24 protein-coding genes are annotated in these 23,167 nt (G+C 67.3%); 15 read left to right on the top strand and 9 right to left on the bottom strand.

Annotated elements, in window-relative coordinates:
• Positions 1-179: 179 nt before the first annotated feature.
• From QP457_RS03845 to QP457_RS03835, 3 genes are all read right to left on the bottom strand, one after another.
• On the bottom strand, positions 180-1,094 hold the full coding sequence (locus tag QP457_RS03845) for an IS110 family transposase (RefSeq protein ID WP_286041606.1): 915 nt from the start codon (positions 1,092-1,094) through the stop codon (positions 180-182).
• A 676-nt stretch (positions 1,095-1,770) separates the two neighbouring features.
• A complete protein-coding gene (gene msrA / locus QP457_RS03840) occupies positions 1,771-2,436 on the bottom strand; it encodes a peptide-methionine (S)-S-oxide reductase MsrA (protein WP_205406106.1) in 666 nt (221 codons plus the stop codon).
• Positions 2,437-2,466: 30 nt separating this feature from the next.
• Positions 2,467-2,730 (bottom strand): DUF2007 domain-containing protein, encoded by a 264-nt coding sequence (locus QP457_RS03835; protein ID WP_089238899.1) that lies wholly within the window; start codon positions 2,728-2,730, stop codon positions 2,467-2,469.
• A gap of 196 nt (positions 2,731-2,926) precedes the next feature.
• Here QP457_RS03835 and QP457_RS03830 point away from each other — a divergent pair, with 196 nt between their 5' ends.
• From QP457_RS03830 to QP457_RS03810, 5 genes are all read left to right on the top strand, one after another.
• A complete protein-coding gene (locus tag QP457_RS03830) occupies positions 2,927-4,675 on the top strand; it encodes a glutamine--tRNA ligase/YqeY domain fusion protein (protein ID WP_205406098.1) in 1,749 nt (582 codons plus the stop codon).
• Between the two features lie 181 nt (positions 4,676-4,856).
• Complete coding sequence (locus tag QP457_RS03825; RefSeq protein ID WP_205406097.1) at positions 4,857-5,588, top strand: DUF6348 family protein; 732 nt, start codon at positions 4,857-4,859, stop codon at positions 5,586-5,588.
• A gap of 96 nt (positions 5,589-5,684) precedes the next feature.
• Positions 5,685-6,245, top strand: a complete 561-nt coding sequence (locus tag QP457_RS03820; RefSeq protein ID WP_033830398.1) for a nucleoside deaminase — start codon at positions 5,685-5,687, stop codon at positions 6,243-6,245.
• Complete coding sequence (gene rlmM / locus QP457_RS03815; RefSeq protein ID WP_205406096.1) at positions 6,229-7,296, top strand: 23S rRNA (cytidine(2498)-2'-O)-methyltransferase RlmM; 1,068 nt, start codon at positions 6,229-6,231, stop codon at positions 7,294-7,296. The genes QP457_RS03820 and rlmM overlap by 17 nt, the downstream gene beginning before the upstream one ends.
• Positions 7,296-7,694, top strand: a complete 399-nt coding sequence (locus QP457_RS03810; RefSeq protein WP_205406095.1) for an EF-hand domain-containing protein — start codon at positions 7,296-7,298, stop codon at positions 7,692-7,694. Before rlmM ends, QP457_RS03810 begins: the two co-directional genes overlap by 1 nt.
• Before the next feature lie 236 nt (positions 7,695-7,930).
• Here QP457_RS03810 and QP457_RS03805 read toward each other — a convergent pair whose 3' ends face one another.
• The gene (locus tag QP457_RS03805) at positions 7,931-9,112 is read right to left on the bottom strand and encodes a UbiH/UbiF family hydroxylase (RefSeq protein WP_205406094.1); all 1,182 of its coding nucleotides are present in this window, start codon (positions 9,110-9,112) and stop codon (positions 7,931-7,933) included.
• Positions 9,109-10,314, bottom strand: a complete 1,206-nt coding sequence (gene ubiH / locus QP457_RS03800; RefSeq protein ID WP_205406093.1) for a 2-octaprenyl-6-methoxyphenyl hydroxylase — start codon at positions 10,312-10,314, stop codon at positions 9,109-9,111. The genes QP457_RS03805 and ubiH overlap by 4 nt, the downstream gene beginning before the upstream one ends.
• Before the next feature lie 109 nt (positions 10,315-10,423).
• Between ubiH and QP457_RS03795 the strand changes: the two genes are divergently transcribed.
• From QP457_RS03795 to QP457_RS03750, 10 genes are all read left to right on the top strand, one after another.
• Entirely contained in the window at positions 10,424-11,008 is a 585-nt protein-coding gene (locus QP457_RS03795) for a hypothetical protein (protein WP_180166798.1), read from the top strand.
• A gap of 8 nt (positions 11,009-11,016) precedes the next feature.
• Positions 11,017-11,571 carry a cob(I)yrinic acid a,c-diamide adenosyltransferase gene (locus QP457_RS03790; RefSeq protein WP_180166797.1) on the top strand — a complete coding sequence of 185 codons (555 nt, stop codon included), beginning with the start codon at positions 11,017-11,019 and terminating at the stop codon, positions 11,569-11,571.
• Positions 11,572-11,577: 6 nt separating this feature from the next.
• Positions 11,578-12,516: a histone deacetylase family protein gene (locus QP457_RS03785; RefSeq protein ID WP_100551605.1), complete on the top strand. Its 939-nt coding sequence runs from the start codon at positions 11,578-11,580 to the stop codon at positions 12,514-12,516.
• Positions 12,517-12,605: 89 nt separating this feature from the next.
• A complete protein-coding gene (gene lptD / locus QP457_RS03780) occupies positions 12,606-15,086 on the top strand; it encodes an LPS-assembly protein LptD (protein ID WP_286041188.1) in 2,481 nt (826 codons plus the stop codon).
• Complete coding sequence (locus QP457_RS03775) at positions 15,083-16,426, top strand: peptidylprolyl isomerase (protein WP_099820249.1); 1,344 nt, start codon at positions 15,083-15,085, stop codon at positions 16,424-16,426. The genes lptD and QP457_RS03775 overlap by 4 nt, the downstream gene beginning before the upstream one ends.
• 3 nt (positions 16,427-16,429) lie before the next feature.
• Positions 16,430-17,410: a 4-hydroxythreonine-4-phosphate dehydrogenase PdxA gene (gene pdxA, locus QP457_RS03770; protein ID WP_205406091.1), complete on the top strand. Its 981-nt coding sequence runs from the start codon at positions 16,430-16,432 to the stop codon at positions 17,408-17,410.
• Positions 17,407-18,210: a 16S rRNA (adenine(1518)-N(6)/adenine(1519)-N(6))-dimethyltransferase RsmA gene (rsmA, locus tag QP457_RS03765; RefSeq protein WP_089238873.1), complete on the top strand. Its 804-nt coding sequence runs from the start codon at positions 17,407-17,409 to the stop codon at positions 18,208-18,210. Before pdxA ends, rsmA begins: the two co-directional genes overlap by 4 nt.
• Before the next feature lie 13 nt (positions 18,211-18,223).
• On the top strand, positions 18,224-18,607 hold the full coding sequence (gene apaG, locus QP457_RS03760; RefSeq protein WP_025877914.1) for a Co2+/Mg2+ efflux protein ApaG: 384 nt from the start codon (positions 18,224-18,226) through the stop codon (positions 18,605-18,607).
• A gap of 15 nt (positions 18,608-18,622) precedes the next feature.
• A complete protein-coding gene (locus tag QP457_RS03755; protein ID WP_205406090.1) occupies positions 18,623-19,666 on the top strand; it encodes a symmetrical bis(5'-nucleosyl)-tetraphosphatase in 1,044 nt (347 codons plus the stop codon).
• Positions 19,663-20,307, top strand: a complete 645-nt coding sequence (locus tag QP457_RS03750; RefSeq protein ID WP_205406089.1) for a DUF1287 domain-containing protein — start codon at positions 19,663-19,665, stop codon at positions 20,305-20,307. Before QP457_RS03755 ends, QP457_RS03750 begins: the two co-directional genes overlap by 4 nt.
• Before the next feature lie 93 nt (positions 20,308-20,400).
• Here the strand turns inward: QP457_RS03750 and QP457_RS03745 are convergent, their stop codons facing one another.
• The 4 genes from QP457_RS03745 to lgt are packed head-to-tail and all read right to left on the bottom strand — an operon-like array spanning position 20,401 to position 23,143.
• Positions 20,401-20,892: a dihydrofolate reductase gene (locus QP457_RS03745; protein WP_205406088.1), complete on the bottom strand. Its 492-nt coding sequence runs from the start codon at positions 20,890-20,892 to the stop codon at positions 20,401-20,403.
• Positions 20,893-20,904: 12 nt separating this feature from the next.
• Positions 20,905-21,468, bottom strand: coding sequence for a hypothetical protein (locus QP457_RS03740; RefSeq protein ID WP_180166790.1), 564 nt, complete (start codon positions 21,466-21,468; stop codon positions 20,905-20,907).
• Positions 21,465-22,259 (bottom strand): thymidylate synthase, encoded by a 795-nt coding sequence (locus QP457_RS03735; protein WP_180166789.1) that lies wholly within the window; start codon positions 22,257-22,259, stop codon positions 21,465-21,467. The genes QP457_RS03740 and QP457_RS03735 overlap by 4 nt, the downstream gene beginning before the upstream one ends.
• Positions 22,256-23,143: a prolipoprotein diacylglyceryl transferase gene (lgt, locus tag QP457_RS03730; RefSeq protein ID WP_100551599.1), complete on the bottom strand. Its 888-nt coding sequence runs from the start codon at positions 23,141-23,143 to the stop codon at positions 22,256-22,258. The genes QP457_RS03735 and lgt overlap by 4 nt, the downstream gene beginning before the upstream one ends.
• Positions 23,144-23,167 lie beyond the last annotated feature (24 nt).

The following is a 23,167-nucleotide window of genomic DNA, read 5'->3' as shown; positions in this document are numbered from 1 at the left end:
GGTCGCGAAAAGCATGAAGCAACAGCCGTGCTGGGTCGGGCGGGTTGGGTTCGCGGGGGACGCCGTGAATCCGTCCCTGGAGCAACTGTGTTGAGAGAGGGGCCTCGGCCCCTCCGACAGTCACGCACGGTAGTGCCGGCCGCTGGCCGGCAGCCTTTTGGGGCACGCGCAGACTGGCTTCAGGCGGGGATCGATCCGCCTTGAGCGTCACGCATGCGGGCGTTGAGAATCACCAGCATCTTCCGCATCACCGCCACGATGGCTACTTTTCCTTCTTTGCCTCGGGCTCGCAGCGACTGGTAGAAATCGCGCAGTTGAGGTTCATGCCGCATGGCCGACATGCTGGCCATGTAAAGCACCTGACGGATCTCGGCCCTGCCGCCATGGATGCTTCGTTTGCCGCGCATGGTTCCGCTGTCGTGGGACATGGGTGCTACACCGACCAGACTGGCGATGGCCTTGCCGCTGATCTTGCCCAGCTCCGGCAGATAGCTGGCCAATACCGCCTGCAGGACAGGGCCCACGCCTTTGATCGACTTCAGTACCGCCAGCTGAGGTTGCTGGGCAACCTGCTCGGCAATCTGCTGTCCCAAACGCCCAACCATCCTCTGCAGGCGGCTGATGTTGGCTTGCAGCAGTCGGCGCAACTCACGATCGGTCACCATCTCCTGCTGCTGGCGCGCTACGGTCAGGGCTTCCATCGTCTGTCGACGCGCCCGCACAAATTCCCGCAGCTTTTGCTGCCAGGGCTCCAGTGGCTGATAAGCGGGCAGTTTCACCAAGGCCGCCATCTGCGCCAATGCATAGGCATCCAGACGGTCGGTCTTGGCCACCTGGCCCATTCCCTGGGCCAGCCTGCGAGCCCGCAGCGCGTTGGCACGGACCACCGCATGACCGGCGTTGTGCAGGAAGTTCAGTACTGACTGTTCGTAGCCCCCAGTGGCCTCCAGCACGATCTGGCTCACCGGATGTTTCCTCAACCAGAGATCCAATTCAGCGAAACCCGAAGCGCTATTGCTGACCTGCAGCACCTCTCCGTCCGTCGTGCCGACATCCAGTTGGCGCTTGCTGACATCAATCCCGATCCCGTTCATCACCGGACTCCGTATAGTCTGGAAGGGTCGAGAGCTCCCCCGCTTGCCCAGTCTTATTACTGCGAGTGTCAGCTCCAGCAACTGTTCGGGCGGATCAAGGGAGATTCCGGCGTGGGCGCCAAGCTCCAAGGCGATCGTCGAGATCCAGGCTTACACGGCGGCCCACGCCGGCTCTCGACACCTACGCTGCCAGATTCCAATCAGATAAGGCTTGGCCGCCGCATCCATGCGGCGGACACCCCCGCGAACCCAACCCGCCCGACCTCTGACAGTTTCCTGCGGCGGTCCGCCACGGAAGAAGGAAAAGAAGAGCAAAAGCGGGTCGCGCGCTCTGCTTGCTCGTAGCCGAGCATGGCTCGGCTCTACAAAGGGCACTGCAGAACCAAAGAAAAAGGACGCGGCGAAGGCCGCGTCCTTTTTCTTTTCCATCAGTTCGTCAGTAACCAATGCTCTTGCCCACCGTCACCGGGAATCTGTCGAAGGCGGGACGGGTGCAGATGGCGGGACCGTCCACGGCATGGATGCCGTGGCCGAGCCCCCAAGGATGGGTTTACGGCGTGTCCCGCCATCTGTACCCGTCCCGCCAAACCCACAGCAACCCAGAGCCGCTTTGGCTTTGGCTTTGGCTTTGGCCGTTGCTTTCAGCTTCTGCCCGCCGCAGGCGGACCACCGCGCGTCAGCGCGGCACCTCCACATCCAGCCCGATCGGGCAGCTCACGCCGGTACCGCCGATGCCGCAGTAACCGTTCGGATTCTTCGCCAGGTACTGCTGGTGATAATCCTCGGCGTAGTAGTACTCAGGCGCCGGGTACACGATCTCGGTGGTGATCGGGCCATAGCCCGCTGCAGCCAACTGCGCCTGGTAGGCCTCGCGGCTGACCAGCGCCGCCGCGTACTGCGCCTCATCGGTGGCGTGGATCGCCGAACGGTACTGGGTGCCGGTGTCGTTGCCCTGGCGCATGCCCTGGGTCGGGTCGTGGCTCTCCCAGAACAGCTGCAGCAGCCGCTCCAGACTCACCACCGCCGGGTCGAACACCACCTGCACCACCTCGGTGTGGCCGGTCAGGCCTGAACAGACCTCTTCATAGGTGGGGTTCGGGGTGATGCCGCCGGCATAGCCCACCGAGGTGCTGTACACGCCCGGTTCGCTCCAGAACTTGCGCTCGGCGCCCCAGAAGCAGCCCAAGGCGAAGCGGATCTGCTGCAGGCCGGCGAACCGGTCCTTCAGCGGATGGCTGTTCACGAAGTGCTGGTTGCTGTGCAGCGGCAGCGGTTGCTCGCGGCCCGGCAGCGCTTCTTCCGGGCGCGGCAGGCGCTGCTTGAAGGCCCCGATGCCGAGGATGCCCTGTCCGATTCCCAACATGATGCGCTCCTACGCCGGAAGGCCGGCAATGTCGTCAGCATCTGAAATGGGGTCGCCGGGGGCGTGGCCCAAGTCCAGCGCGGCGACGATGTCCTCGGCCTGCGGGCGCGCGGCGTCGGGGATACCGACCCGCAGAACGCCGAACAGCGGCAGCTCACCCATGCCACCCAGCAGCGACTCACCGAACACGAAGGCCGGGATGCCGGCGTCTTCCAGCGCGTGCTTGACCAGGTGGGCGTCGAACAGATTGTCGGCCTTGTACACGATGTGCATGGGGCGGCTCCGTGGGACAGGATTCCAGCATACGCCCGGGGGCTGAATGGTGCCGCTGCGCTCGCCGGGCATGGCCCGGCGCTACCGGTGCGGGATGGAAGCGCCGGGCCATGCCCGGCGAGCGTAGCGGCAACCCGGGCAGCCCTTCCCGGTAAGCGTTAGACTGGCAATCTTTCTGCCTTTCTTTCGCCGACTCATGTCAGAGCACACCCCCGCCAGCCCCGAGACCCCCGCCGACAGCCACGAGAAGCGCGATTTCATCCGCCAGATCGTGCGCGAGGACCTGGCCAGCGGAAAGCACCAGGCGATCAAGACCCGCTTCCCGCCGGAGCCAAACGGTTACCTGCACATCGGCCATGCCAAGTCGATCTGCCTGAACTTCGGCATCGCCGGTGAGTTCAGCGGCGTCTGCAACCTGCGTTTCGACGACACCAACCCGGCCAAGGAAGACCCGGAGTACGTGGCCGCGATCCAGGACGACGTGCGCTGGCTGGGCTTTGAATGGAACGAGCTGCGCCACGCCTCGGACTACTTCCAGACCTATTACCTGGCCGCCGAGAAGCTGATCGCCGACGGCAAGGCCTATGTGTGCGACCTGTCGGCCGAGGAAGTGCGCGCCTACCGCGGCACCCTGACCGAACCGGGTCGTCCCTCGCCGTACCGCGACCGCAGCGTCGAGGAAAACCTCGACCTGTTCCGCCGCATGCGTGCCGGTGAGTTCCCCGATGGCGCGCGCACCGTGCGCGCCAAGATCGACATGGCCAGCGGCAACATCAACCTGCGTGATCCGGCGCTGTACCGCATCAAGCACGTCGAGCACCAGAACACCGGCAACGCGTGGCCGATCTACCCGATGTACGACTTCGCCCATGCACTGGGCGATTCGATCGAGGGCATCACCCACTCGCTGTGCACGCTGGAATTCGAAGACCATCGCCCGCTGTACGACTGGTGCGTGGACAACGTCGACTTCGCCCACGATGACGCGCTGACCCAGCCGCTGGTCGACGCCGGCCTGCCGCGCGAAGCGGCCAAGCCGCGCCAGATCGAGTTCTCGCGCCTGAACATCAACTACACGGTGATGAGCAAGCGCAAGCTGATGGCGCTGGTCACCGAACAGCTGGTGGACGGCTGGGAAGACCCGCGCATGCCGACCCTGCAGGGCCTGCGTCGCCGTGGCTACACGCCGGCGGCGATGCGCCTGTTCGCCGAGCGCGTGGGCATCAGCAAGCAGAATTCGATGATCGATTTCAGCGTGCTGGAAGGCGCGCTGCGCGAAGACCTGGACAGCGCCGCGCCGCGTCGCATGGCCGTGGTCGACCCGGTCAAGCTGGTGCTGACCAACCTGGCCGAAGGCCACGAAGAGCAGCTGACCTTCAGCAACCACCCGAAGGACGAAAGCTTCGGTACCCGCGAAGTGCCATTCGCACGTGAGGTGTGGATCGACCGCGAGGACTTCGCCGAAGTGCCGCCGAAGGGCTGGAAGCGCCTGGTTCCTGGTGGCGAAGTGCGCCTGCGCGGCGCCGGCATCATCCGCTGCGATGACGTGATCAAGGATGCCGACGGCACCATCACCGAGCTGCGCGGCTGGCTGGATCCGGAATCGCGCCCGGGCATGGAAGGCGCCAACCGCAAGGTCAAGGGCACCATCCACTGGGTCAGCGCCGTGCATGGCGTGCCGACCGAGATCCGCCTGTACGACCGCCTGTTCTCGGTGCCCAACCCGGACGACGAATCGGAAGGCAAGACCTACCGCGACTACCTCAACCCGGAATCGCGCCGCACCGTCACCGGCTATGTCGAGCCGGCTGCCGCCACCGCTGCGCCGGAACAATCGTTCCAGTTCGAGCGCACCGGCTACTTCGTTGCCGACCGCCGCGACCACACCGAAGCCAAGCCGGTGTTCAACCGCAGCGTGACCCTGCGCGACACCTGGTCGGCCTGAGCACCTGCGCGGGCGCCGCAAAGGCGCCCGCGTCATCTCGCTACTGCCTCATCCTCTGCTGAAGCCCGCGTAGCCGACCTGCGGTAACGGCGGGCCCTGCTGCGCGAGCGCAGGCACGCAATGCCACCGCGCAACCGCTGTCTGCATCATCATCCCCTCCTTGCCCCTGTCAGGCCCTGCCATGTCCGCTGCCCCGAGTGCACTTCTGCCGCTGCTGCAACAGGTCCTGCTGGGCCGTGACATCGCCTGCACCGTCGAGGGCGACGACCTGCGACTCGACAGCGGCCTGTACCTGACGCCACACAGCGTCGCCAGCAACGAACGCGACAACGGCGGCTGGCAGACCTCCACCGTCATCGAGACCCGCCACGCCGGCCTGTTCGCCGATGGCCTGTTCGAGTACCAGCACGCCAATGGCGCGACCGAACAGGAGTCGTTGCTGTCCGGTTTCGACACCTGGGTGCGCGTGGATCTGGCGACCCTGCAGGCCGCCGTCGGCGCCGAAGACGCACCGGATCTGCCGATGATGGGGCTGACCTATCCGACCGGCGACGAAGGCCAAGAACACGAGCGCACCGTGGTGCTGGGGCCGCTGGCCCATTACCGCGCCCGCGAACTGGACGACGCTGCCGCGTGCAGCGAGGACGACCACGGTTCCTGCCCCTGCTGCCTGTTCACCAAGAGCATCGACGCCTTCGACGACCTGCTGAAGGCCCACCACTTCCTGGCCATCCGCCTGTTCGCGTCGCGCGACGAGCAGGGCCAGTGCGAAGCCGACTGCCGGGTCAACGGCCATGACTTCGCCCCTGCCCTGCCGCTGCTGCGCGCCTACGCCGCGCGCTGGCCGCAGGCGGGGCTGGAGTTCCGCAAGCAGTACGTGGTGATCCGCACCGGCTCACCGTCACCGGCCTGAATCCAGCGCGCACGCCCGGTACATGCCACTGCCGCTACACTGCGCGCCGACATCTGCTGCACCTGTTCCTTTCACTCCCAACGAGGCACCCCCGCGATGCTGTACGCGCAAGTCCACCTGACCCTTCCCGCCTGGATCCACGACCAGATCGACCTGGATCGTCGATATCCGGGCGACGAGGCCAAGGTCGCGCTGGCGATCGAGCTGTCGCGGTTGAATGTCGACCACGCCAGTGGCGGCCCGTTCGGCGCCGTGGTGTTCGGGCCGGATGACAAGGTGATCGCCGCCGGCGTGAACCGGGTGATGCCGCACTCGACCTCGCTGGCGCACGCCGAGAACATGGCCTACATGCTGGCCCAGCAGCGCCTGCAGACCCCGCGCCTGAACGCGGTGCTGTCGCCGATCACCCTGGCCACCAGCTCGCAGCCGTGCTGCCAGTGCTACGGCGCCACCGTGTGGGCCGGCATCGACCGCCTGCTGATCGGTGCCAGTTCGGCCGACGTGGAAGAGCTGACCCCGTTCGATGAAGGCCCGCTGCCGGCCGACTGGGTGGGTGAGCTCAACAAGCGCGGCATCGAGGTGGTGCAGGGTCTGAACCGCGATGCGGCGCGCAGCGTGCTGCGTGCCTATGGGGAAAGCGATGGCGCCCGTTACTGAGGCCGGCATCGGCCTGCTGTGCCTGTGCCGGCAGGGCTTCGAGCCGGAGCTGGCCGGCGAACTGCAGTTCCGCGCAGGTGCCGCCGGCTTTGCCGGTTACGCCCGTACCCAGCGCAATGATGGCTACGTGCTCTTCATGTGCGACGAAGCCGCAGCGCTTGCACCGCGACTGCCGTGGCGCGAGCTGATCTTCGCCCGCCAGAAGCTGGTGGTGCTGGCCGAGCTGCCGCAGCTGGACCCCGCCGACCGCATCACCCCGATGCTGGACGTGCTGGCCGATGCGCCGCGCTTTGGTGATCTGTGGGTGGAGCATCCGGATTCGGACGCTGGCAAACCGCTGTCCGGACTGGCGCGTGCGTTCGGCAATGCCCTGCGCCCGGCGCTGCGCAAGGCCGGCAAACTCAGCGACAAACCCAACGCACGCCTGCCGCGCCTGCACGTGGTGTTCGTCGATGGCACGCACGCTTTCATCTGCGTGGCCAACCCGGACGATAGTGCACCCTGGGCATTGGGCATTCCGCGCCTGAAGCTGTTGCCCGACGCACCCTCGCGCTCGGCATTGAAGCTGGATGAGGCACTGCTGACGCTGCTTGCCCCGGAAGAACGCGAAGCGCTGGTTCGCCCGGGCATGCGTGCGGCCGACCTCGGCGCAGCGCCGGGCGGCTGGACCTGGGTGCTGACCCGCCAGCACGTGCATGTGCTGAGCATCGACAACGGCCCGCTGCGCCAGCACGTACTGGACACCGGCCTGGTCGAACACCTGCGTGCCGATGGCTTCCATTGGCACCCGGAGCAGCCGCTGGACTGGATGGTCTGCGACATGGTCGAGCAACCGCGTCGCGTCGCCGAACGCATGGCCACCTGGTTCCGCGAAGGCTGGTGCAAGCACGCGATTTTCAACCTGAAGCTGCCGATGAAGAAGCGCTGGGACGAAACGCGCCTGTGCCTGGACCTGTTCCAGGACCAGGCCGGCAAGCCGCTGGTGGTGCGTGCCAAGCAGCTGTACCACGACCGTGAGGAAATCACGGTGCTGGCGTCGCCGCTGCGCTGATGAACACCCCGCGCATTTCCCTGCTGCTGTGTACCGCGTTGCTGGCATCGCCGGCACTGGCACAGCCGGTGCGCCCGCAGCCGGCGCAGAGTGCTCCGCTGCGCGATGACAGTGGCGTGGTCCGCCAGCAGTCGCTGTCGGCCGGCCGGGTGACCGGCAGCGTCGACATCGTGGTGCCGCTGGGCGAAACCCCGGTAACGGTGCGTTCGGTGGCGCCGGCCAGCGTGGTCGGCCAGTACCGCATGCGTTTCGCCGAGCTGGACGTGGACGGTGATGGCTTCATCAGCCGTGAGGAGGCGCAGGTGAACCCGGCGCTTGCCGACGAGTTCAACGCATTGGACGTGAAGCGTCGCGGCAAGCTGGACCGCGCCGATCTGGCCGGTTGGCTGGTGGATTGACGCCGCTGCGGTAACGGTATCCACGCATGGCGTGGATCTACCGACGGCGGTAGCGCCGGGCCATGCCCGGCGGGATCCATGAACCGCGCTGCGCGCTCGCCGGGCATGGCCCGGCGCTACCGGTGGATGATCCGGGGCACGCGCGCCAACCAAGGTTGGCGTCTACCAGAAGCGATTCGGCGCGGGCCCGCATCACCCGTGGTTGGTACTTGCCAACCTTGGTTGGCACCCCGCGGTCATACCCCTGCGGCGCGCTTCCAGAAGGCCTGCACCAGCGGCGGCCACTTGCCCGCACAGCCCAGCGCGCGTCCACGCGCCAGGGTCAGGTGCATCTCGTCGTTGGAGAACAGTCGGTTGATCGCGTCGAAGCTGTAAGCAGCGATCTGGTTGTCGCTGCGACGCTCACGCGCCCAGCGCTGCAGACGCTGCGGCGACAACCGTGGCTGCCCACGACGTGCGGCGGACGGCGCCAGCCAGTGCTGCAGGGCGGCGACGTCGCGCAGGCCGAGGTTGACGCCCTGCCCGGCCAGCGGATGCACTACGTGGGCGGCATCGCCCAGCGCCAGCACGCGACCGGCCACGTAGTGGCGGGCCAGCTGCCGGCGCAGCGGGAACGCCGCGCGCGGCGAGGCCAGCCGCAGCTCACCCAGGCGCGCGGCAAAGGCACGGGTCAGTTCACGATTGAATGCGTCTTCGTCCAGCGCCAGTACGCGTGCCGCTTCGTCGTCGGGCAACGTCCAGACGATGGAGCTGCGACGCTCGGCCACCGGCAGCAGCGCCAGCGGGCCGGTCGGCAGGAAGCGCTGCCAGGCCGTCGCCTGGTTGGGCAGCTCGCTGTCCACATAGGCGACCACGCCGCGCTGCTGGTAATCGTGGCGCTCGACCTCGATCCCGGCCAGTCCGCGCAGGGTCGATTCCGCACCGTCGGCGGCCACGGCCAGCGCGGCTTCGATGCGACGGCCATCATCCAGGCGCAGGCGCACACCGTGCTCGTCCTGCTCAAGCGCTTCCACGCGTGCCGGGCAATGCAGCTCCACGCCGGCGGCCGGCAGCGCCGCCCACAGGCGATCCTGCAGCAAGCCGTTCTCGACGATGAAACCCAGTTCGCGACGGCCGAAGCGGTCCGCGTCGAACAGCAGGTCGTCGCCACCGGCCGCATCCCACACCTGCATGCGCCGGTACGGCCAGGCGCGCGCCTGCGCGATCGTCGGCCACACGCCGAGTCGCTGCAGCAACTGCACGTTGTCGGCGGCGAAGGCGAACACCCGCAGATCCGGCTGTACGGCCTGCCACGGCGCAGGTTCACGGCCCTCCACCAATGCCACTGCAAGACCAGCATCGGCCAGGGCCAGCGCACAGGCAGCACCGACCACACCGCCGCCCACAATTACTACGTCCAGGCGTGCGCGGCGGTTCATGCAGCTTCTCCACGGCACAGGCGCGGCACGTCGCCACGGAAGCCCATTGCACCGCCAACCAGCATCGACTGCACCGAGGCGCGCTGTGCGGCGACCAGGCCCAGGCTGCGCAGGGGGCGCAGCAGCGGCGCCGGATTGCTGGTCAGCCGGGCAAGACCACCGGAGAACGCCACCGTCTGCCGGCGGTCCTCCTCGCGGCGGGCTACGTAGGACCGCAGCAGCGCATCACTGCCGGCGTCGCCCTCCACTTCCAGCAGCTCGGCCAACGTCAACGCATCGCGCAGGCCGAGGTTGAAGCCCTGCGCACCCAGGGGGTGGATGGTCTGCGCGGCGTTGCCAAGCAGCACCGTGCGCTCCCCCACCAGCGCGCGCGCCAGTACCTGGATCAGCGGATAGGCGCTGCGCGGACCAGAGTCAAGCAGGCGACCCGCGCGCCAGCCGATGGCCTGCTGCAGGCGCTGCAGCCAAGCTGTGTCGTCCAGCGCCATCACCGCCTCGGCCTGGTCACGGGCAACGCCGTGCACGGTGCCGAAATGGCGGTCGCCACGCGGCAGCAACGCCGTCGGCCCGGTATCGGTGAAGCGCTCCCACGCAGTGCCATCGGGGGCACGCTGGCTGCGCACGCGGGCCACGAACAGCGTCTGCTGGAAATCGTGGCGATCGACCTCGATGCCCAACGCATCGCGCACGCCGCTGCTGGTGCCGTCGGCACCGACCACCAGCCGCGCCAACAGCATGCGCTCGCCGCTGTCGTCGGCCACCCGCACCTGGCGGTAGCCGTCAATCACTTCGCCCAGGCCAAGGAAACGCATCGGCCGGTAGCGGCGCAGCCGTGGCAGCTCCTGCAGCCGGCTTTCCAGCGCCTGGCCGAAATCACGCGCCACTACCACCTGGCCGAACCATGGCCGATCGTAGTCCGCTGCATCGAGCTGCACGCGGCCGAAATCACCGGCGCGGCTGACATGGATGCGGCGGATCGGGCCTGGCGCCATCGACAGCTTCTGCATGACCCCCAGCGCGGTCAGCGCGTTGATGGTGGCTGCGGCAAAACTGAGGTTGCGCTGGTCGAACACTGCTGGCAGTTCGCCAGCCGGACTGGCCTCGAGAAGGCCCACGTCGCGGCCCAGCCGGTCCAGGGCGATGGCCAGGCTGGCACCCACCAGACCCCCACCGACGATCAGCACGTCATGTCGTTCACTCATGGGCGCATGATACGCGCTCGCCGCGCCTGCATGCCCGGCACGGCCCCGCCTGCGCCAAGCGTCGCGCCGGGCTAGAATGAAACCTGAATCCGCTCCGGCCCCCACCGCCATGTCCGACTCCGCACCCCGCGCCTTCGTCCTGTCAGTGCTCGTGCTGTTGCTGGCGGCGACCCGCGTCAATCACTTCGCGGCAATCCCGGACGCCTCCTGGGCCGTGTTCTTCATCGGCGGCTTCTACCTCGCCCGCTGGACCCGCTGGGCGTTCCCGCTGCTGATGGTGTTCGCGGTGCTGGTCGACTGGATCGTGATCCGCAGCAGCGGCCTCGATTTCTGGCAGCACTACTGCGTGTCGCCGGGCTACTGGCTGCTGTTGCCGGCGTACTTCGCCATGTGGGCCGGCGGCATGCTGCTGGGCCGCAATTACCGCAGTGCGCAGTGGTCGGTGCTGGGCAAGGGTGCGTTGCTGCTGGTGACGTCGGTGGCGCTGTGCCATCTGCTGGCACAGGGTGGTTTCTACTGGACCAGCCAGAACGTGGCCGAGCCCACCATGGCCGGCTGGGCGCAGAACTACGCACAGTGGTTCGGCCCCTACCTGCGCACCACCGCGATCTACGTGGCCCTGGCCGCCGCACTGCAGCTGGCCGTGGAGCAGGTGCTCAAGCTCCTGCAGGCCCGCCGCGACATCCATCACTGAGCCGCGCCATGGGTCATCGCCTCTCGCGCATCTACACCCGCACCGGCGACGACGGCAGCACCGGCCTGGGTGACGGCAGCCGGGTCGGCAAGGACGATCTGCGTGTTGCCTCCTATGGCACCGTCGACGAAGCCAATGCCACGCTCGGCCTGTTGCTGGCCGTGCCGCTGCCGGAAGACGTCCGCGCGCTGGTCGTGCACCTGCAGCACCAGCTGTTCGATCTGGGCGCCGAACTGTGCGTTCCCGGCCATGCTGCGATCCACGCCGCCGACGTATCGGCGCTGGAACAGCAGCTGGACCACTACAACGCCGACCTGCCGATGCTGAAGGAGTTCATCCTGCCAGCCGGTGGCGAGGCCGCCGCGCGCTGCCACATGGCCCGTACCGTGGTCCGCCGCGCCGAGCGCGACACGGTCGCCCTGGCCCGGGTGGAACCGGTACGCAGCGAAGCGCTGCAGTACCTCAACCGGCTGTCAGACCTGCTGTTCGTGCTGGCCCGGGTACTGGCACGGGCCGATGGCCACGGCGAAGCGCTGTGGCAACCACAGCATCGCCAGCGCTGAGCCGCCATGCTGGTCTTCACCCATCCCGCCTGCCTGCTGCACGATCCCGGCCCTGGCCATCCTGAATGCCCGCAACGCCTGCAGGTGGTGCTCGATGCGCTGCATGAGGCCTTCCCTGGCCAACTGGAGTGGCGCGAAGCGCCACCGGCGAAGTTCGGCGAACTGACCCGGGTCCACGACAGCGCGCTGCTGGATCTGGTGCTGCAACCGCAGACCGCGCCGCTGCGCCAGCTGGACATGGATACCTGGACCTCGCCAGGCTCGGCCAGCGCCGCGGTGCATGCCGCCGGCGCAGGGGTCGCGGCCGTCGATGCGGTGATGCTGGGTGAGGATCCACTGGCCTTCTGCGCAGTACGCCCGCCCGGCCACCATGCCACCAGCAGTACCGCGATGGGCTTCTGCCTGCTCAACAACATCGCCATTGCCGCCGCCTACGCCCGCGACCGGCACGGTCTGGAGCGGATCGCGGTGGTCGACTTCGATGTCCACCACGGCAACGGCACCCAGGACATCTTCCAGCACGACGCCCGGGTGTCCTACTACAGCACCCATCAGGCAGGCCTGTTCCCCGAATCCGGCCTGCGCCGTGACCGCGGCGCCGGCAACCTGATGAACATCCTGCTGCCACCGGGCAGTGGTGGCTTCCGCTTCCGCAACGTCTGGGCCGACGAGATGCTGCCGGCGATCGACGACTTCCGCCCCCAGCTGCTGTTGATCTCGGCCGGCTTCGATGCCCACCTGCGCGATCCGCAGGCCGACCTGATGCTGGAGACCGACGATTTCGCCTGGATCACCCGCGAACTGCACGCGCTGGCACGCCGCCATGCCGCTGGCCGGGTGGTGTCGATGCTGGAGGGCGGATACGACCTGCAGGCCCTGGCCGAGTGCAGCGTGGCCCATCTGCAGGCACTGATGGCGACGCCTTCCGGCAACGGGCCTGGATGAACCCGAACCGGCAATCCGGGGAGGCCTTCATTGCCCCTATGCAAGGGATGGGGCAAGCTACCGTCCGTTTTCGCCCGAATCCGAACCGCGTGCGCCGAGCCCTCCGCCTGCTTCCCCTGCCCCTGAGCATCGCCGTCTGCCTTCCGGCATGGGCTGATGACAAGCCGCTCAACTGGGGCCTTTGCCCGGCCACGGACGTGATCCCTGCGTTCACCGACGCGCCGACGCCGGTGCCCGGCCAGGACAAGGCTGCCGCCAGCGCTGCGCGCGAGCAACAGCCCACCGACATCGAGGGCGACCAGCTGCTGGGCACCACCACCGTGCCGCAGTACCAGGGCAACGTGGCGCTGCGCCGGGGCGACCAGTTCGTGGGTACCGACAAGCTCAGCTTCGATACCGAAAGCGGCAACTACGTCGCTGACGGCAACGTCCGTTACCAGGATGCCTCGATCCGGATGGTCGCCAAGCGCGCCGAGGGCAACCAGGAAAGCGACACCCACAAGATCACCGACATCCAGTACCAGCTGGTGTCCCGCCGCGGCAATGGCGAAGCCGAATCGGTCGACCTGCAGGGCGCGGTCGGGCAGATGCACCGCTCCACCTACACCACCTGCGACCCGTCGCAGCCGGTATGGCGGCTGACGGCGCCGGAAATCGAAGTCGACAACGACGAAGGCTTCGGCACCGCCCGCAACGCCGTACTGCGGATCGGCAAGGTGCCGATCCTGTGGGCGCCCTACTTCAAGTTCCCGATCGATGACCGGCGCAAGACCGGCCTGCTGTTCCCGCAGCTGGGCATGTCCGGCCGCAACGGTTTCGATTACGCACAGCCGATCTACTTCAACCTGGCGCCGAACTACGACGACACGCTGACCCCGCGCTACATGAGCCGGCGCGGCCTGATGCTCGACAACGAGTTCCGCTACCTCTACGAAGGCGGCCGCGGCGAACTGCTGACCGCGTTCATGCCTAACGACAAGCTGCGCGACCGCGACCGCGGCCGGGTGATGTTCGGCGGTTACCACAACCTCGACGACCACTGGCAGGCACGCGCCAACCTGGCCTGGGTCAGCGACGAGCGCTACGTGGAGGACTTCGCCAACCGCCTGGTGGGTGTCACCGCCTCGAACCTGCAGAGCACCGTCGGCCTGTACGGCACCGGCAAGAACTGGACGGCCGGCATCATGGCCGACCGCTGGCAGCTGACCGACTACACCCTCAACGAGAGCGCGCTGCCGTACAACCGCCAGCCACGCCTGTTCCTCAACTGGGACAAGCCGCTGCTGCCGTGGCTGGAGACCGGTGTCTATGCCGAGGCCGTGCGCTTCACCCACGACGACATCAACTTCAAGTACGACGCCAGTGCCGGTCCCGACCTGCAGTACACGCGCAACGGCCAGACCCAGCGCATTTACGGCGGCTCGCGCCTGGATGTGAAGCCCTACGTGTCGTTCCCGATCAGCGGCGCGGCCTGGTACGTCACCCCGACCCTGGCCTACCGTTACACCGGCTACGAGCTGGACCGCGGGCTGGCCGATGCCACCCGCAGGAGCATCCTGGTCTCGCAGGGCATCGATCCGAACACGGCCACGCCGGAACAGCTGCGCGGCAATACCTCGCCCAGTCGCAGCCTGCCGATCGCCAGCCTCGACGCCGGCCTGTTCTTCGATCGTGAGACGAAGATCGGTGGCAAGTCGTTCCTGCAGACCCTGGAACCGCGCCTGTTCTACCTGCGCACGCCCTATCGCAACCAGGACGAACTGCCGATCTTCGATACCCGCGACTTCACCTTCAGCTGGGGCCAGCTGTTCCGCGATTCGCGCTATACCGGTGCCGATCGCCAGAACGACGCCAACCAGCTGACCCTGGCGCTGGGCACCCGCTTCATCGACCAGACCACCGGCAAGGAACGCTTCTCGGCCTCCATCGGCCAGATCCAGTACTTCGACGAATCGCGGGTGAGCGTGACTCCCGGCGGTGCGCCGGTGGAGAAGGGCAAGTCGGCCTGGATCGCCGACGGCAACTACATGATCAACGACCGCTGGACGCTGGGCGCCACCTATCAGTGGGATCCCAAGTACAAGCGCGAGGATCTGGCCAGCGTGCGTGCCCGCTACCTGATGTCCAACGATGGCGTGGTCAACCTGAGCTACCGTTACCGCATCAATTCCGGTGCCCCGGCCAACGCCAACAAGCACGACCGTACCCTGCTGGAACAGGCCGACCTGTCGTTCCTGTACCCGCTGAACGAGCGCTGGAGCCTGGTCGGTCGTTATTACTACTCGCTGCAGGACAAGGAACCGCTGGAGATCATCGGTGGCGTACAGTGGGACAGCTGCTGCCTGGCCGTGCGCGCCGTGGCCCGCCGCTACGTACGCAACCGCGAAGGCGAAATGAACAACTCCATCCAGCTCGAGTTCGTGCTCAAGGGCTTGAGCTCCCTCGGCCAGGACACGGACCGCACTTTGCGCCGTGCTATCCTCGGCTACAACCGCGACGACCTCTATCTCGTGCCGCCCAGCAACACCGGAGCGGCCCGCGATGACTACGATCCGAATCAGATCCCATGACCAAGAGCTTCCCCGTTCTCCTCGCATCGCTTCTGGCGGTGTCCAGCGTGTCCGCCCCCCTGCAGGTCATTGCGCAGGAGGCCCAGCCGTTGGACCGCATCGCTGCTGTCGTCGATGAGGACGTGATCCTGCAGAGCGAGCTCCAGCGTGCGATCGCCAACATCAAGGCGCAGTACGCCGGCCGCGAGGCCCAGCTGCCCCCGGATGATGTGCTCAGCCGCCAGGTGCTGGAGCGCCTGGTGCTGGTCAAGCTGCAGGTGGCCCGCGCCCAGGGCAGCGGTATCCGTGTCAGCGACCAGGAACTGACCCAGGCGATGAACGCCATCGCCCAGCAGAATGGTTCGACCCTGGATGCCCTGCGTCAGCGCCTGGCCCATGACGGCATCGACTTCAACGATTTCCGCGCCTCGGTGCGTGACGAGATCACCGTGCAGCGCCTGCGCCAGAGCTTTGCGCAGAGCCGCATCAGCGTCAGCGAAGGCGAGGTCGATGCGGCCCTGAAGCAGCAGGCCGATGCCGGCAACCAGTTCCACCTGGCCCACATCCTGGTCGCCCTGCCCGATGGCGCCAGCGCCGAGCAGATCGCCACCGGCCAGAAGAAGGCCGACGGCGTGAAGGCATTGCTGGACAAGGGCGAACTGGACTTCAATGCGGCGGCCGTGCGCTATTCCGACAGCCCCAATGCACTGGAAGGCGGCGACCTCGGCTGGCGCACCCTGGATGAAATCCCGGCGGCGTTCGCACAGACGATGCAGCAGATGAAGCCTGGCGAAGTGGTTGGCCCGATCCGCGGCCCGAGCGGCTTCCAGCTGCTGAAGCTGGTGGAAGTGCGTGACGCCAGCGCGGCGGCAGGCACCCACACCGTCACCGAGTACCACGGCCGCCATATCCTGGTGCGCGTGGACGATGCACAGTCCGACGCGGCCGCCAAGGCCAAGATCGATACCCTGCGCGCCCGCATTGCCGGCGGTGCCGACTTCCAGCAGGTGGCCAAGGAATCGTCCGAGGACACCAACAGCAAGGGCCAGGGCGGCGATCTGGGCTGGTTCCCGGCCGACGCATTCGGCCCGGCCTTCGGCCAGCAGGTGGCAGGCATCCAGGACGGCGGCGTCAGCCAGCCGTTCCGCACCGATGCGGGCTGGCACATCGTGCAGCGCGTGGGCACCCGCCAGACCGACGTCGGCAGCGACAACCAGCGCGCCCAGGTCCGCGAGACCATCGGCCGCCGCAAGCTGGAAGACGAGTACAACCGCTTCCTGCAGGAACTGCGTGGCGAAGCCTACGTCAGCTTCCGCAGCGGTGACCGGGCGGAAAATACCGCCACGCCGCCGCAGTCCTGAGCCATGCTCCCCGAGCTCGCTCTGGTACCGGGCGAGCCCGCCGGGATCGGCCCGGAGCTGTGTGTTCGACTGGTCCAGCAGCCGCGCGATGATTGCCGGCTGCTGGCATTTGCCGATCCGGACACCCTGCGCGCGGCCGCTGCCGCGCTGAACCTGCCCCTGCAACTGCTGCCCGAGGACGCGCATGCCCGCGTCCCCGGCGACCTGCGCCTGCGCGCCGTCGCCAACAGCACCCCCAGCCGTTTTGGCCATACCGACTCTGCCAACGCAGGCGCAGTGATCGCTGCCCTGCTGGGTGCTGGCCAAGCCTGCCTGTCCGGTGAACTGCACGGCGTGGTGACCGGCCCGGTGCACAAGGCGGTGATCAACCAGGGCGGCATCGTCTACAGCGGCACCACCGAACTGCTGGCCGACCAGGCCGGAGTGAAGGTGGTGATGATGCTGGCCAACCACATCGTCCGCGTTGCCCTGGCCACGACCCACCTGCCGCTGCGTGAGGTCGCCGATGCGATCACCGGCCCCGGCCTGGAACACACCCTGCGCACCGTGCATGCCGCGCTGCGCCGCGAGTTCGGCCTGGCCGCACCGCGCATCGCCGTGCTTGGCCTGAACCCGCATGCCGGAGAAGACGGCCACCTCGGTCGCGAGGAACTGGATCTGGTCATCCCGCTGCTGCAGCGCCTGCGCAGCGAGGGCATGGACCTGATCGGCCCGCTGCCGGCCGATACCGCGTTCCTGCCGGCCAAGCTGGCCGGCTTCGACACCGTGCTGGCCATGTACCACGACCAGGGCCTGCCGGTGCTGAAGTACTCCGGCTTCGAGCAGGCGGTGAACCTGACCCTGGGCCTGCCCTACCCGCGCGTGGCGGTGGACCACGGCACCGCGCTGGATCTTGCCGGCCGCGGCATTGCCGATCCTTCCAGCCTGCAGGCCGCCACGACGCTGTGTGCGCGGCTGGCGCGGCAACGTACACTGAGCACATGACTTCCCCGCATTCCCCCTCCGGCCCGGTGTTTTCCGCCCCGGCCAAGAAGCAGCTCGGCCAGCACTTCCTTGCCGACCGCTACTACATCGACAAGATCGTGATGGCGGTCAATCCCAGGGACGGCGACCGCCTGGTCGAGATCGGCCCGGGCCAGGGTGCGATCACCCTGCCGCTGCTGCGCGTGCACCCGAAGATGACGGTGATCGAGTTCGACCGCGACCTGATCGCGCCGTTGACCGCCGCCGCCGAACCGCTGGGCGAGTTGACCATCGTCAACCGCGACGTGCTGCGGGTGGACTTCACCGAGCTTGCCGATGGCCAGCCGATCCGTCTGGTCGGCAACCTGCCTTACAACATTTCCTCGCCGATCCTGTTCCATGCGCTGGAACACGCTGCGGTGATTTCCGACATGCACTTCATGCTGCAGAAGGAAGTGGTCGATCGCATGGCTGCCGGTCCCGGCAGCAAGGTGTTCGGCCGCCTCAGCGTGATGCTGCAGGCCTACTGCGAGGTGACCTCGCTGTTCGTGGTGCCGCCGGGTGCGTTCAGGCCGCCGCCGAAGGTCGACTCGGCCGTGGTGCGGCTGATACCGCGCGATCCGGCCACGATCAACATCAAGGACCACAAGCGCTTCGCCGACGTGGTCAGGGCCGCCTTCGGCCAACGCCGCAAGACCCTGCGCAATGCCCTGAACAACGTGGTCAGCGCCGAGCAGTTCGTGGCCGCCGGCGTGCGTCCCGACGCCCGCGCCGAACAGCTGGACGTGGCTGAATTCATCGCTTTGGCCAATGCCTCCTGATTACACTGCTGGTATGGAAGACGCTGACGTTTACGCCATCTCCGTCGAAGTCGCGCCGCGCTTCCTCGACGACCAATCCGCACCGGAAGACGGTCGCTATGCGTTCGCCTATACGATCCGCATCCACAATCAGGGCCGCGTTGCCGCCCGCCTGGTCGCACGCCATTGGCGCATCACCGATGCCAACGGCCGCGTCGAGCATGTCGATGGCGATGGCGTGATCGGCGAACAGCCGCGCCTGCGTCCGGGTGAAGACTTCCATTACACCTCAGGTGTCATGCTCGGCACCGAGCACGGCACGATGCAGGGCCATTACGACATGGTGGCCGACGATGGCACCGAATTCGCCGCGCCGGTCGCACCCTTCGTGCTGGCCATCCCGCGCACCCTGCACTGACACGGAGGCCGAACGATGAGTGTATGGGCGATCGGCGACCTGCAAGGCTGCTATGACGTAACCCAGCGCCTGCTGGAAAAGATCCGGTTCGATCCGGCGCAGGACACCCTGTGGTTCTGTGGCGACCTGGTCAACCGCGGCGGACAGTCGCTGGAAACGCTGCGGCTGGTGCATTCGCTGCGCGAACACAGCGTGGTGGTGCTCGGCAACCACGACCTTTCCCTGCTGGCCGTCGGTGCGCGCACCGAAGAAGAACAGCGCAAGGTCAACCCGGACCTGCTGCGCATCGTGCAGGCCGAAGACCGTGACGTGCTGCTGGACTGGCTGCGCCTGCAGAAACTGGTGCACGTGGACCGCGAACTGGGCTGGATGATGGTGCATGCCGGCCTGGCGCCGAAGTGGACCACGCAGATGGCCGAGAAGCATGCGGCCGAAGTGGAAGTGCAGCTGCACGGTGCCGGCTACCGCAAGCTGTTCCGCAACATGTACGGCGACAAGCCCAGCTGGGCGCCCAACCTGACCGGCTACGAGCGCTCGCGGGCGATCATCAACGTGCTGACGCGCATGCGTTACTGCACCTCGCGCGGCCGTATCGGCATCGAGGACAAGGGCACGCCGGGCACCCAGGAACAGGGGCTGTATCCCTGGTTCGAAGTGCCGGGCCGGGTCGAGCGCGACCTGAAGGTGGTCTGCGGCCACTGGTCCGCACTCGGCCTGACCATCACCCAGGGCATCCACGCGATCGACACCGGTGCAGTGTGGGGCGGCAAGCTCACCGCGATCCAGCTCGACACCGATGAGCTGCGCGTGGTGCAGGTACCGGGACGTGACGTGCCGGCACCCGTCGCCAACGCGCGGCCGCCTGCGCGGCCTGCCCATGAGCGCGCGGCAGGGCAAGGCAAGGACAGCGGCCAGGGCAACGGCAACGCTGCAACGGCCGGCGCCCCCGGCAACCGTGGTCCGCGTCGGCGCCGCCGCCGTGGTGGTGGTGGCGGTGGCGGTGGCGGTGGCGGTGGCGGTGGTGGCGGCAACAACAACGGCACGCCTCCTTCGGCATGAAGCCAGGCAACCGCGCACCATGGACGGTGCTGCTGCTGACGCTGGCCCTGGCCAGCGGCTGCCATCCCACGTCGTCGCCAGCGACCGCCGGCGCCGACAAGTCCGCCGCCCCAGCAACGGCACCGACACCTTCACCACCGCTGGTCGCTGCCGCCCGCGCGCAGATCGGCGTCACCACCCGCTACGACCCTGCCTATCGGGTGCTCGCCTACCCCGGTGGCGATGTGCCCGCGGATCGCGGCGTATGCACCGACGTAGTGGTCCGCGCCCTGCGTACACAAGGGCTGGACCTGCAGGTCCGCGTGAATGAAGACATGCGCGCTGATTTCAGCGCTTATCCGGCGCTCTGGGGCCTGTCACGACCGGATCGGAACATCGATCATCGGCGCGTGCCCAACCTGATGCGCTGGTTCGATCGTCAGGGCTGGCAGCAGCCGATCAGTGCGCTTGCCAGCGACTTCGCTGCCGGCGACATCGTGGCCTGGAAGCTCAACGGCAACGGCCTGCTGCACGTGGGCATCGTCTCCGACCGGCGCCTGTCCGACGGCACGCCGCTGGTGCTGCACAACATCGCGCGGGGTACGCGGGAAGAAAACCTGCTGTTCCAGCACGCGATCATCGGGCACTACCGCATGCCGTGAGTGAGGCGGTGCTGTGGAGCCGAGCCATGCTCGGCTGCGATTTGTGTCCGCCAAAAGCAGCCGAGCATGGCTCGGCTCTACAGGACTCCGCGCTCAGCTGCGCACGTAATGCACGAAGCGGAACGCGTACGCGTGGCGTTCGTCAGCCGGGTGCGGCTCGCTGCTCGCTTCCTGCCAGTCCTGCGCGTCCACCTCGGGGAAATGGGTGTCGGCCGGCACTTCGGCATCCACCCAGGTCAGATACAGGTCGCTGGCCTGGTCCAGCAGCTGATGGAAGATCTCACCACCGCCGATGATGCACAGCTCGCTGGCACCCTCGCCTTCGGCAATGGCCCGCGCCTCGTCCAGCGAGGCCACCGCACGCATGCCCTCGAACGGCACCTGGCCGCTGCGGGTCAGCACCAGGTTGGTCCGCCCCGGCAGCACCCGTCCGATCGATTCGGCGGTCTTGCGCCCCATCAGGATCGGTTTGCCCAGGGTCAGCGCCTTGAAGTGCATGAAGTCGTCCGGCAGGTGCCAGGGCATGGCATTGCCCTGGCCGATGCCACGATTGCGATCCAGTGCAACGATCATCGACAGTTTCATGGTGCGGCCTCCTCAGCCGGCATCGATCTGCAGGCGTGTACAGGCTTCATTGGCGGCACTGGCCGCGCGCAGCGCCGCCGCCAGCGCCGGGTCCGACGTGGAATTCTCGTCCAGGCCTTCGAGGATCCTCTGCATCTGCGCGTCCTTGATCTCCTCCAGGCCCGGTCCCGACAGGATGTCGCGGGACAGCGTGGCAACGTCGGTGCTGCCGCTGCGCGCCAGGAATCCCTGCAGATCCTTGCTGGAATAGACCACCGCCAGGCGCTGCTCGAGCTCATGCTGGTAGGCGGGCTCTTCGATGCCAGCCTTCAGGTGCTCGGCCATCGCCGCGTACATGCCGGTCACCGCCTCGCGCACCTGCGCCTGGCAGCCGGCCGGCATGTCGCTGGGCAGTGGGGCGCTGCCATCGAGCGACCGGACGAAGGACTGCAATTCCCCGCGCATGTGCTCGTGCACGATCTGCTCGTTGACCTGCCGGGCCAATGCGAGGGTGTCTGCAGGCGCCGCCTGGACCAGGCTCAGCGGCGCGAGGCCAGCCAACGCCAGCAGCGCCACAACGCGCGCGCGCGCGCTCATACCGCCACCGGCGCCTTGATCGCCGGATGTGGATCGTAGCCATCAATGCGGATGTCATCGAACTGGAAGCCGAACAGATCGGTCACCTCCGGGTTCAACCACAGCTTCGGCAGCGCGCGCGGTTCACGCGTCAGCTGCTCGCGGGCCTGCTCAAAGTGGTTCGAATACAGGTGCGCGTCACCCAGCGTATGCACGAAATCGCCGACGCCCAGGCCGGTGGCCTGCGCCACCATGTGGGTCAGCAGCGCGTAGCTGGCGATGTTGAACGGCACGCCGAGGAAGATGTCGCCACTGCGCTGGTACAGCTGGCAGCTGAGCTTGCCGTCGACCACGTAGAACTGGAACAGGTTGTGGCACGGCATCAGCGCCATCTGCGAGAGCTCGCCCACGTTCCAGGCACTGACCACCAGCCGCCGCGAATCCGGGTTGCGCTTGATCTCGTCCACCAGCCACTGCATCTGGTCGATGCTGCCGCCGTCGGCCGTGGCCCAGCTGCGCCACTGCTTGCCGTACACCGGGCCGAGGTCACCGTTGTCGTCGGCCCACTCGTCCCAGATGCGCACCTGGTTGTCCTTGAGGTAACCGATGTTGGTATCGCCCTTCAGGAACCACAGCAGCTCGTGGATGATCGAGCGCAGGTGCAGCTTCTTGGTGGTGACCAGCGGAAAGCCGTCGTTGAGGTTGAAGCGCATCTGCCAGCCGAACACGCTGCGGGTGCCGGTGCCGGTGCGGTCGCTCTTCTCCGCGCCGTGTTCGAGCACGTGCGAAAGCAGGTCCAGGTAGGCCTTCATGCCTTGCCCTCCGCCACCACCAGCGGCTGCGGCTGCAGCACCGGCGCGCGGCGCGACATCACCAGCAGCACCAGGCCGAAGGCGATCAGCGGCACGCACAGGATCTGGCCCTTGGTCAGCCAGCCGAACGCCACATAGACGCCGTTGTCGGGCATGCGCACGAACTCGACGGCGAAGCGGAAGATGCCGTACAGCAGCGCGAACAGGCCGCCAATCAGATAGCGATGGCGCGGCTTGGCCGACACCGTCCACAACACCACGAACATCACCAGCCCTTCCAGCAGCGCTTCATACAACTGCGACGGATGGCGGGCGAACTGGTTGAGCGCACCGCTGGCGAACTGCGACTGCAGGGTGGCGTGGTCGAGCTGGTTCAGCGGCGCCGGCAGGCCGGACGGGAACACCACGCCCCAGCTGCCGTCGGTGTACTTGCCCCACAGTTCGGCACCGATGAAGTTGCCGATGCGGCCAAAACCCAGGCCCAGCGGTACCAGCGGCGCCATGAAATCCATGGTGTCGAAGAAGTGCAGCGCATGCTTGCGCGACCACCACCAGCAGGCCGCGATCACGCCGAGCAGGCCGCCGTGGAAGCTCATGCCGCCATCCCATACCTTGAACAGCAGCAGCGGGTTGTGCAGGAAATCGCCCAGCGCGTAGAACAGCATGTAGCCGATGCGTCCGCCCAGCACCACGCCGAGCATGGCGTAGAACAGCAGGTCGGAGAAGCCGTTGGCATCGACGCCCGGCAGGCGCCCGTCGGCGATCCGCTTGCGCCCCAACAGCCAGGCGGCGGTGAAGCCGAGCAGGTACATGATGCCGTACCAGTGCACCTTGATCGGTCCCAGCGAGAGGGCGATGGGGTCGATGTCGTGGAAATAGATCATGAAGGGCGCCTTGCAGGGATGCCG

It is taken from the genome of Stenotrophomonas sp. As-7 (assembly GCF_030291015.1).
Classification (GTDB): domain Bacteria; phylum Pseudomonadota; class Gammaproteobacteria; order Xanthomonadales; family Xanthomonadaceae; genus Stenotrophomonas; species Stenotrophomonas lactitubi.
Note: the sequence above shows the minus strand (reverse complement) of the source record. Positions and strands in the feature narration are given on the sequence as shown.